Here is a 7,788-nt window from a genome sequence, read left to right on the forward strand (position 1 = left end):
ACGGCCGAGGAGCGGCCGGTGTCGAATCAAGAAAGCTGGCGCAGATCCAGCTTGATCGGCCTCTCGGCCTTCTGAGAAAAGCGCAGACCTCGTTGCATTGGCCGCTGGATCGCCGATCGCGCTATCGACCAAGCCCTCGCGAACTAAGGTAAGGCCCGTTCGGCTCCTGCAACATGGGGACTTCTCGCCGACATCGACGCCAAGGGCACTTGCGCCTTCGTAAAGCGTTCTCCTGGCAGAGATGCGGTGAGGTGCGGCGCGCCATGATCATGAAGAGAACGGATGGGTCGAGTTCCAATGACGATGTCCCAACGGGCGCATCGGCTTCGTTCCCCTATGACAGGATCACCGTCGAACGCTTCCGGAAGAGTTTTCCCCGGGCCCGTTGGAGCGATGAACTCAAGGCCTGGTTTGTCCCGGGAAAGACCGCCGCTCGGCGTTTCAATCGTTGGCTGGAGCAAGAATTAGCCGGATCGAACGTGCATGCTGACAGCAGGGGACGCGACGCCTACGCCTTCGATCCTATCGTTTCCAAGTACCTGCTCGTGCACCAGGATCGGCTGGAGGTGCAAACACCATATTCTCGCTCGGTGGTAAACACGATGCGCGACGTGCCGTTTGCGTCCTGGGATCCCGACAGGCGCGCTTGGACAGTGCCTTTTCGCTCCTACGAACAACTGCATCGACGCTGGGCGGAAATCGAGGCTGCCGCCATTCGCAACGAGCCCGAAGCGCGAAAGCAGCGCGCGGCGCAGAGGCGCGGGTCTCCGCAAGACCTGGCGTCACGTGCACGTGCTATAGAACGCCGCCGCAGGCGCTATCCGCTCGACCCCGCCGATCTTCCACCTTTTGGCCGGCCCGTAATGACACGAAGCTTTGGTGTCGTCGTCTTCGTCGGATGCGATGGTGACTCCGTCGACGGCGAGATACTTCGTTCCCACTACTCCGACCTTCCAGACCACCATAATTATGTCTGGGGGCGATGGCGTCCCGCCGACCTCGATGAGCTCATCAAGACCTGGCCCTCGCGATCCAAGACGAAGATCGATGGAGCAGTTTGGTGGCAGCCGACTCTCGACGATTTGAGGGCCGCAAGAAAGATGGCTCGCGCATTGGAGAGAAGGCGGACGCGGCTGCGAACAATTACCCGCCGTTGATGCTCTGCTCGATCTGCCGGGCCGAGGCTAGGATGCCGTCAAAGCTTGGCGGGGTGCCGAAGATCATCGCAGTCGTGTTGGCGTAGTCGCGCGCAAGCGCATCGACCATCTTGGTCGCGGGCTCGATCGCAAAGGTCCCCGGCACTGCCGAGGCAAGATCATAGTCCGGCCGATCGAAAAACATGCGCGCGTGACGCACGCAATCGGCGCCAAGATCGAGGTTGGCGAGCGCCGCTCTCCCGGTTTCCGACTGCATGAGGCAGTGCAAATCGTAGTAATGCCGCGAGACGCGCTGACCTTCCTGCCGTAGTTCACCACGCCGCTCATACCAGCGGCGCAGCCCATGAGCGATCACCACCTTATCCCAGAAGGTCCGCGTCGCCTCGATCGTGGTGACGTCCGGCACGGCGAGGTCAACGCCGGCTGCTTCCTCGGCGACATAGGGAGTAATCGTAAGAGGCCCATGGGGATCGAGCGCTGATTTTGCGCCGGATTCAAGACGTATCGCCGGTCGGACATAGGCGCCATCGCGCGGCTCCACTTCGGGATACCAAAGCAGCAGGGTTTGCCGATCGGGATCGGCGTCATCGATTTCCACGCGCCCCGCCCCTTTGGTGACCTCTGTCAACTGGGCGGCGAGGAACGCATTGAGCGGGCCGGTGATATAGGCGCGACAGGCATCTCGGATCGCGTCCAGTTTGGCGCGGCGCTTCTTGTTCGACAATGCCTCCAGCTCTTCGACCGACGCAGGCTCCTCGAGGTCATCGCGGAACACGGTGACGTCGATATCCTCGGAGAAGCGCTTGATGAGGTCGTAGCCCTTCGACAGCGACGTGCCGCCCTTGAAGAGCAGCCGCGGTTCTCCTGCCGGCCGTTCGTGATAAAGCGCGTTGAGGGTCCAGCAGACCCAGAAGTCCTTTTCGACATTCCCGACCGGCGCGCCGATGCGGTTGGCCGTGGCGAGGAATAGATCGAGCCGATCACGCGGCGGTGCGGCAATAATCTGACGGTAGGCGGCGGTCGTCATGGCTTGCCCTCCGGCCCAGCTGTTGTGTTGAGGAGTTGGCGGAGGAACTCCTGCATCCAGATCGGGACGGCTGAAAGACCGGCGCGCAGATCCTCGCGGATCGCCTGGCCGTGCTTGGGGTCGGAAAGCAGGCGGCGCAAAGCAGTCTCGATCCGCTTGCGCTCGCTGTCTTGGGTCAGCATATCCTGCATCCAATGCAGGGCTTGGACGACCCGCATTCCCGGTCGATCCGCCCAATAAAGGCGGCTCGGCGCCGCATACTTGAAATAGATTTCCTGGCTGCCGAGTTTGATCGGCTTCAATCTCGCATCGACCAGTACCTCGATCCGCGCGGGTACGGCCGTCGTAAGCCCAAGATCGTTGGCGGCCGTCATGCCATCGATGACGGTGCGCGCGTTGTCGCGGCGTGTCACCGCCCGGATCACGGCGCGATAGTCCGGCACGGTGGCGCGGCCGGTCAGAGTATTGGTCCGCGGGCGGTCATAGAGACCGCGGTCAATCCGGCGAAGCTCTTGAGCCGCTGCCAGTCGCTGCAGGGTCTTGTCCACCGCGGAACGGGTGCCGAGATCGGCAAAGTCGCCGGGTGTCCAGACCTCCTCGGGCTTGGACTGGATGCGCGCGAGCACGCGAGAGCGAATATCGGTGTCGTGTTCGACCGCTGTCATGTCCGAAATATGCGACAAGTTTCGGACGATGGCAAGCGAGCTTCGTCCGAAGAATGCTACAAATTTCGGACAAAGCGCGAAATCTGGAACCACTGCAGCCGCTCAAACTCGGGTTATTCAAGCGCGATCCAGGCCGGCGCATGATCGCTCGGTTTCTCCCACCCTCGCGTCTCAACATCCACCCCGGCATCGCGAAGCTTGGGCGACAACGAGGGACTGACCAGCAGATGGTCCATCCGCAGGCCAGAACTCTTGTCGTAGCCGCCCCCATAGGAGTGGTTCCAATACGTATAGACCCCCTTTTCCGGATGGATGCGCCTGACCGCGTCGATCCAGCCGTCCTCGAGCATCGCGGCATAGGCTTGGCGACTCTCGGGAAAGTAAACCGCATCGCCGATCCATCGTCGCGGCACCACGGCATCAATCGGAGTTGGAACGACATTGTAGTCGCCGCACAGCACGGTCGGCGCTCCCGCTTTGAGCAGATCCTGGCCGTAGCTAATCAGGCGGTCGAACCAGCGCAGCTTGTAGTCAAACTTGGGACCAGGGGCGGGATTTCCGTTTGGCAGGTAGAGACAGCCGACGACGAGCCCGCTGATCTCCGCCTCGATATAGCGGCTATGGCTATCGTCAGGGTCGCCAGGAAGCCCGCGTCGGCGCTCGATCGGGTCAGCTCCGCGAGCCAGGATAGCGACGCCGTTGTAGGATTTCTGGCCGTGCCAGATCGCGCCATAGCCAGCATCGCCGATCGCCTCGGCCGGAAATTTCTCGTCCGAGGTTTTGAGTTCTTGAAGGCAGACGACGTCATAGCGCGTGGCCTTTAGCCACGCGATGAGGACCGGCAGACGACCATTGACGCCGTTTACATTGAACGTGGCAACCCGGAGCATCTAGCCGGACCCCGTGGTTCAGTTCTTACCTAGCTTATCCTCGACCTTCTTGCGCCTGTTCCCGACCGATTTCACGGCTGACTTCACGTCGGCCTTGCTCGCTCCGGTCTTACCCGCCTCGTATTTCACTTCGTGATCCTGCCCCCCAGCGACCTTCGCGCGGTCCTGGTTGCGTCCACGTGTTGTTCCAGTATTGGGCATTTCATCCTCCAAAAGATTGCCATTCCAGACCCAACAACGCAGCCGGACTCTTCCGGTTCAATATCTGGAAACACCGATTTGGAACCGAATGCCATTCAGGGTATTGAATCCAGCCATGTATTCGAGTTCCGCATGCCGGCCGTAGAGGCCGCCCTCAGCAAAAAGCGCTCTCGGCGCCGGGACTCAGAATCTACCCCTACATATTCGCTGCCAGCATTTCGTCCGTTCCAGCTCTGCACCCTGACAGACGCCATACCTGTGGGCAGCAATTGGCTGTTCGAAATGAAGTTCGACGGGTATCGTGCCCAAGTCTCGATTTCCGGCTCTAAAGTTGTGGTCTACACCCGCAACGGCCACGACTGGACACGACAGTTCAAGGTGATCCTGGCGCCGCTTCAGGCTCTAACCAAAGACTCTGCACTGATCGACGGCGAGATTGTCGCGATCGACAGCCAGGGCCGCACCAATTTTTCCATGCTGAAAACCGGAATTGCCGCGGGCATGCCGCTCAAGTCTACGCCTTCGACCTGTTGGAAATGAATGGCGAAGACCTGTCGAACCGACCGCTTCTCGATCGCAAGGAGAGGCTGGAGTTACTCCTTGGAGACCGCGACGCTGGCGACAGCCTGCAGTTTTCCGGCCACATCGTCGACCGGGGCAGACAAGTCTTCGACGCCATGTGCGAGGGTGGCCACGAAGGCGTTATCGCCAAGCGCGCCGACAGCCGTTACATCGGCGACCGCACGACCAGCTGGCTCAAGATCAAATGCACCAAACGACAGGAATTCGTCGTTGTGGTTACCGCCCAAACGACACCGGCCGAAGCATGGCCTCGCTGATCCTCGGCACCTATGAGAAGGGGAAGCTGGTTTACCGCGGTCGGGTGGGGACGGGGTTCACTCAGGCCTCCTGTCGAAGGAGAAGTTGCTGGCCGGCGATATACCGGTTGGGCTGGCTAGCGGGGAGGGCGACGGCGAGGACGGTCTCGTTGGGGACCAAGCGCCGTGACGGGGGGCGTCGTCGCGTTGTGATCCCAGAGACAGTCGATCCCTACGGCCAGGACGACTGGTCGTGCGGCAGCCGGTGATCGGGATCATGGACGGTGACCTTATCGCCTTCGACAAGACTGGCCGGAAAGACCACCAGGTTGGTGCCACCGGCGTGACGCTTTTGTCGATGCGAGCGATCTGGCGCCAGGCACAATCCCATTCCTGCCAAGCGCTGTCCCAGATCTCCGGGTCGAATCCCTGCGAAAGGTCCGCCACCTCAGGCGAGCGTGATCTTGTAGGCGGCAAGCGTTGCCGGCGGGACGATGCTGGCGCCCTGCTTGTATTCGTCAAGAGCCGTCTGGGTCGAACGAGACAGATAGAGTGCTTCGACGCATGGCCGGTTGAAACGACCGCCGTCGATCGCCGCGCCTGCACCGCTGATGGGCAGGAAAGCCCATTTGGGTGTCAGATAGCGATTCGTCTGGACCGACTCGGGTGATCCTCACCCACGCGCCCCATTTTCGAAATCCCGGATGAAGGCCAGGACTGCCTCGACCTGGCCGTCCGCGACGAGTTCGGCAGCCGTGCGATGACCATAGTCGGCAATCGGTTTATTGCGGTACCAAAAGATCGCCTTCTTGACGTCGCCGGTGAGTTCCGTTGCGGCCGAAATCACCTTCACCATCTCGCGCATCCGACCCTGCAGGCGCTCCGACGAGGGATTGCGCAGCGTGTTGCGGTGGACGCCGGTCAACTGCGCCAGGTTGGCCACCTTCACGCCAAGCGCCTGCGACAGGCGCTTCGGCGAGATATAAGGCGTGCGCGGCTCCTGCAGGCTGTCGACAAAACCTGAGACCACTTTCGATTGGGCCAGCTGTGCGTGGGTCATTACAAATCTCCGACCTCTCTCTTACGCACAATATACGCACATTCCTAGGCATAGAAAGAACAGCCTGACGCCTTTCCAGCGCACTGCTTGTGCTTCCCCATCCTCGTAGCGGATCCTAGCTAGCGGCAGCAATGCGCCTTCATCTCGGTCATTCCGTCCGACTTAACCTCCTGCCGAAAGCAGACTGGTTGTTAGCGATGCTGGCGTTGGGATTGCCGTTTGTGTTGGCCGTGAGATCAGTCTCGCGGTTTACTAAAAGCCAGCATTCTCAGAATTTGGTGGGTGAATCTATCCCCCGAAGAATGAGGGGGCGCTAGTACGGGGTAGTGTCGCTCCTTGTTCACACGGATCATTCGGTGATTCCGCTTCGCCTCAAAATGAGACTGACGCGGTCGATCCATATGTGGTTCGTCTCCGCTCCTTCGAGGGCGTTGCCCACGACACGCCAACGCTCAGCTCGTCGATGCGGTGCTGGGTAACGCATGCGGCGAAAGTGCAGACTTTTCAGGCGGAGAGGGAACCCTGCGTGTCTTCGGGATAGACCCCAGTGACGTAGATGGCGACGTGCTGTCTGTTGAAAGCGCGCCGCCCCCACGTATAAAGTCCTCCCCGTCAACAAACTATACGCAAAACTCGAGTATGGGAATTAGTGCAGTTCAATTTCGATTTCAGTGGCAACCGATTCCACTGATGGTTGGGGTTGTTGCTGAGTGGGACGGCGGCTTCGCGCCCCAATCTCCGCCCTCAAACGGGGTTGCACGGTCGCCCGATAGAAGACGCATATTTTGCATTGAAATGGGCGTCTTAGGCTCAAGATATGCATCGCCGGGGCCACCTCCAGAAGACTGCGAATGGATTGGCCAGCAGCACCGCATGATGTCGCGATGCGAGTCGCCGACGGCCTTGGCGAGGTCAATATCTCCTGGAGCGAAATATGGTTATAGATGTAACGTGCCGACGCGCATGACGTAATAAGCGTCAACCGCGGCAGGACGTTGGCGTCAATTCATCAAATCAGGCGATTGCTTTCCGCAAGTTGGCGCGCCCGCCGCATCGTGCCGTCGGTGTCGGCGATCTTTCGTCTTGCGGCTTCGTCGCTTCTGATCGTCAGCCGCTTCGATAGGACTTTTGCGGCCTCGACGATTGGCTCCATCGTTACGACCGGAGCGTCCGGAGTTTTCATGTATCTCATGCTCATTATCCTTTCAGGCAAAAATGAAAGCGAGCGCCGAGCAGATGTCCGCTCCGGCAAGTTAGGCACGGCGACAAAGTTAATTTCTTTACGATCCAGGCCAGCAGTGCTGAACCAAAATCGGAGTTGCCGAGTCGCGGATCAAAAGCACAGCGTAGGCCTGCAACTGATCCTCGGGGATCTGCTTTTCAATGACCGAGTTGTGAACGCGTCGCGCAGAATATTGCAGTCAAAAGTTGAAATAGCATCGGCCGAATGATCGTTGTCCATAATGCGGCTCCCATCGAGGGGCGGGAAAGCGATGGTCGCTCTCAAGCGCCGGTACCGATGTCCCGGCCGGCGACAATGCGACTGTACACACCCACAGCTGGTTAGCGAATCATTCCAGCAGCTTGCCGGTTTGTCAGCACAGGTCAGTCGGGTCGGCCTCGTCCCGCCGCTTGGCGTCCTGATCGTTCAACCGTCTGACCATCTCGTCCGCTTCACCAGCATTAACTCCGACCATGACCTTGTGGCCGGACTCGGCGGGCTGGCCGGTGAAGACGTCGAAAATGGTCCAGCTGTCCGGATGGTCCATCCGAAGCGCGTAGCGGTTGCCATATTCCGAGTCCTCTTGGTTCTCGCCCGCCACCGAGCGGTTCAGGCGTGCACAATGAAAAACACTGCCGCCAGCACAACGACTGTCCACAGGGCCACGCCCAGCTTCGAAACCAGGCTCGCCCTGTGAAGCGAGCCCCTCCCGAATGCTGGCAACCACGTTCTTCATGCTGCTGGAACT

At 60.0% G+C, this 7,788-nt stretch carries 12 protein-coding genes; 4 read left to right on the forward strand and 8 right to left on the reverse strand.

Annotated features, from left to right (window positions below; genetic code table 11):
- Window positions 1–263 precede the first annotated feature (263 nt).
- On the forward strand, window positions 264–1,157 hold the full coding sequence (locus EN990_RS26775; protein ID WP_348629619.1) for a hypothetical protein: 894 nt from the start codon (window positions 264–266) through the stop codon (window positions 1,155–1,157).
- Here the strand turns inward: EN990_RS26775 and EN990_RS26780 are convergent.
- The 4 genes from EN990_RS26780 to EN990_RS26795 form a co-directional block, all read right to left on the reverse strand.
- Window positions 1,144–2,184: a nucleotidyl transferase AbiEii/AbiGii toxin family protein gene (locus tag EN990_RS26780; protein ID WP_127371275.1), complete on the reverse strand. Its 1,041-nt coding sequence runs from the start codon at window positions 2,182–2,184 to the stop codon at window positions 1,144–1,146. The genes EN990_RS26775 and EN990_RS26780 overlap by 14 nt on opposite strands.
- Window positions 2,181–2,849: a DUF6088 family protein gene (locus tag EN990_RS26785; protein WP_064992982.1), complete on the reverse strand. Its 669-nt coding sequence runs from the start codon at window positions 2,847–2,849 to the stop codon at window positions 2,181–2,183. The genes EN990_RS26780 and EN990_RS26785 overlap by 4 nt, the downstream gene beginning before the upstream one ends.
- 113 nt (window positions 2,850–2,962) lie before the next feature.
- Window positions 2,963–3,739: an exodeoxyribonuclease III gene (xth, locus tag EN990_RS26790; protein ID WP_064992509.1), complete on the reverse strand. Its 777-nt coding sequence runs from the start codon at window positions 3,737–3,739 to the stop codon at window positions 2,963–2,965.
- An 18-nt stretch (window positions 3,740–3,757) separates the two neighbouring features.
- Complete coding sequence (locus tag EN990_RS26795; protein ID WP_127367837.1) at window positions 3,758–3,940, reverse strand: DUF3606 domain-containing protein; 183 nt, start codon at window positions 3,938–3,940, stop codon at window positions 3,758–3,760.
- A 78-nt stretch (window positions 3,941–4,018) separates the two neighbouring features.
- Between EN990_RS26795 and EN990_RS36730 the strand changes: the two genes are divergently transcribed.
- A complete protein-coding gene (locus tag EN990_RS36730) occupies window positions 4,019–4,480 on the forward strand; it encodes a hypothetical protein (RefSeq protein WP_164766163.1) in 462 nt (153 codons plus the stop codon).
- Complete coding sequence (locus EN990_RS36735; RefSeq protein ID WP_064992511.1) at window positions 4,477–4,779, forward strand: hypothetical protein; 303 nt, start codon at window positions 4,477–4,479, stop codon at window positions 4,777–4,779. Before EN990_RS36730 ends, EN990_RS36735 begins: the two co-directional genes overlap by 4 nt.
- Window positions 4,780–5,206: 427 nt before the next feature.
- Here the strand turns inward: EN990_RS36735 and EN990_RS36315 are convergent, their stop codons facing one another.
- The 3 genes from EN990_RS36315 to EN990_RS26820 form a co-directional block, all read right to left on the reverse strand.
- Window positions 5,207–5,398: an RES domain-containing protein gene (locus EN990_RS36315; RefSeq protein WP_338101346.1), complete on the reverse strand. Its 192-nt coding sequence runs from the start codon at window positions 5,396–5,398 to the stop codon at window positions 5,207–5,209.
- Between the two features lie 33 nt (window positions 5,399–5,431).
- Window positions 5,432–5,818: a hypothetical protein gene (locus EN990_RS26815; RefSeq protein WP_024504930.1), complete on the reverse strand. Its 387-nt coding sequence runs from the start codon at window positions 5,816–5,818 to the stop codon at window positions 5,432–5,434.
- Between the two features lie 1,009 nt (window positions 5,819–6,827).
- The gene (locus tag EN990_RS26820) at window positions 6,828–7,010 is read right to left on the reverse strand and encodes a hypothetical protein (RefSeq protein ID WP_024504929.1); all 183 of its coding nucleotides are present in this window, start codon (window positions 7,008–7,010) and stop codon (window positions 6,828–6,830) included.
- On the opposite strand from EN990_RS26820, the gene EN990_RS26825 reads away from it, so the two are divergent.
- A complete protein-coding gene (locus EN990_RS26825) occupies window positions 7,000–7,269 on the forward strand; it encodes a hypothetical protein (protein ID WP_127385886.1) in 270 nt (89 codons plus the stop codon). The two genes, EN990_RS26820 and EN990_RS26825, sit on opposite strands and share 11 nt — an antisense overlap.
- 144 nt (window positions 7,270–7,413) lie before the next feature.
- On the opposite strand, the gene EN990_RS26830 is transcribed toward EN990_RS26825, so the two are convergent.
- Window positions 7,414–7,788: hypothetical protein (locus EN990_RS26830; protein ID WP_127388427.1), on the reverse strand; the 375-nt coding region annotated here is incomplete at its 5' end.

Source organism: Mesorhizobium sp. M7A.F.Ca.US.005.03.1.1 (assembly GCF_003997975.1).
In the GTDB taxonomy this organism is placed as follows: domain Bacteria; phylum Pseudomonadota; class Alphaproteobacteria; order Rhizobiales; family Rhizobiaceae; genus Mesorhizobium; species Mesorhizobium ciceri.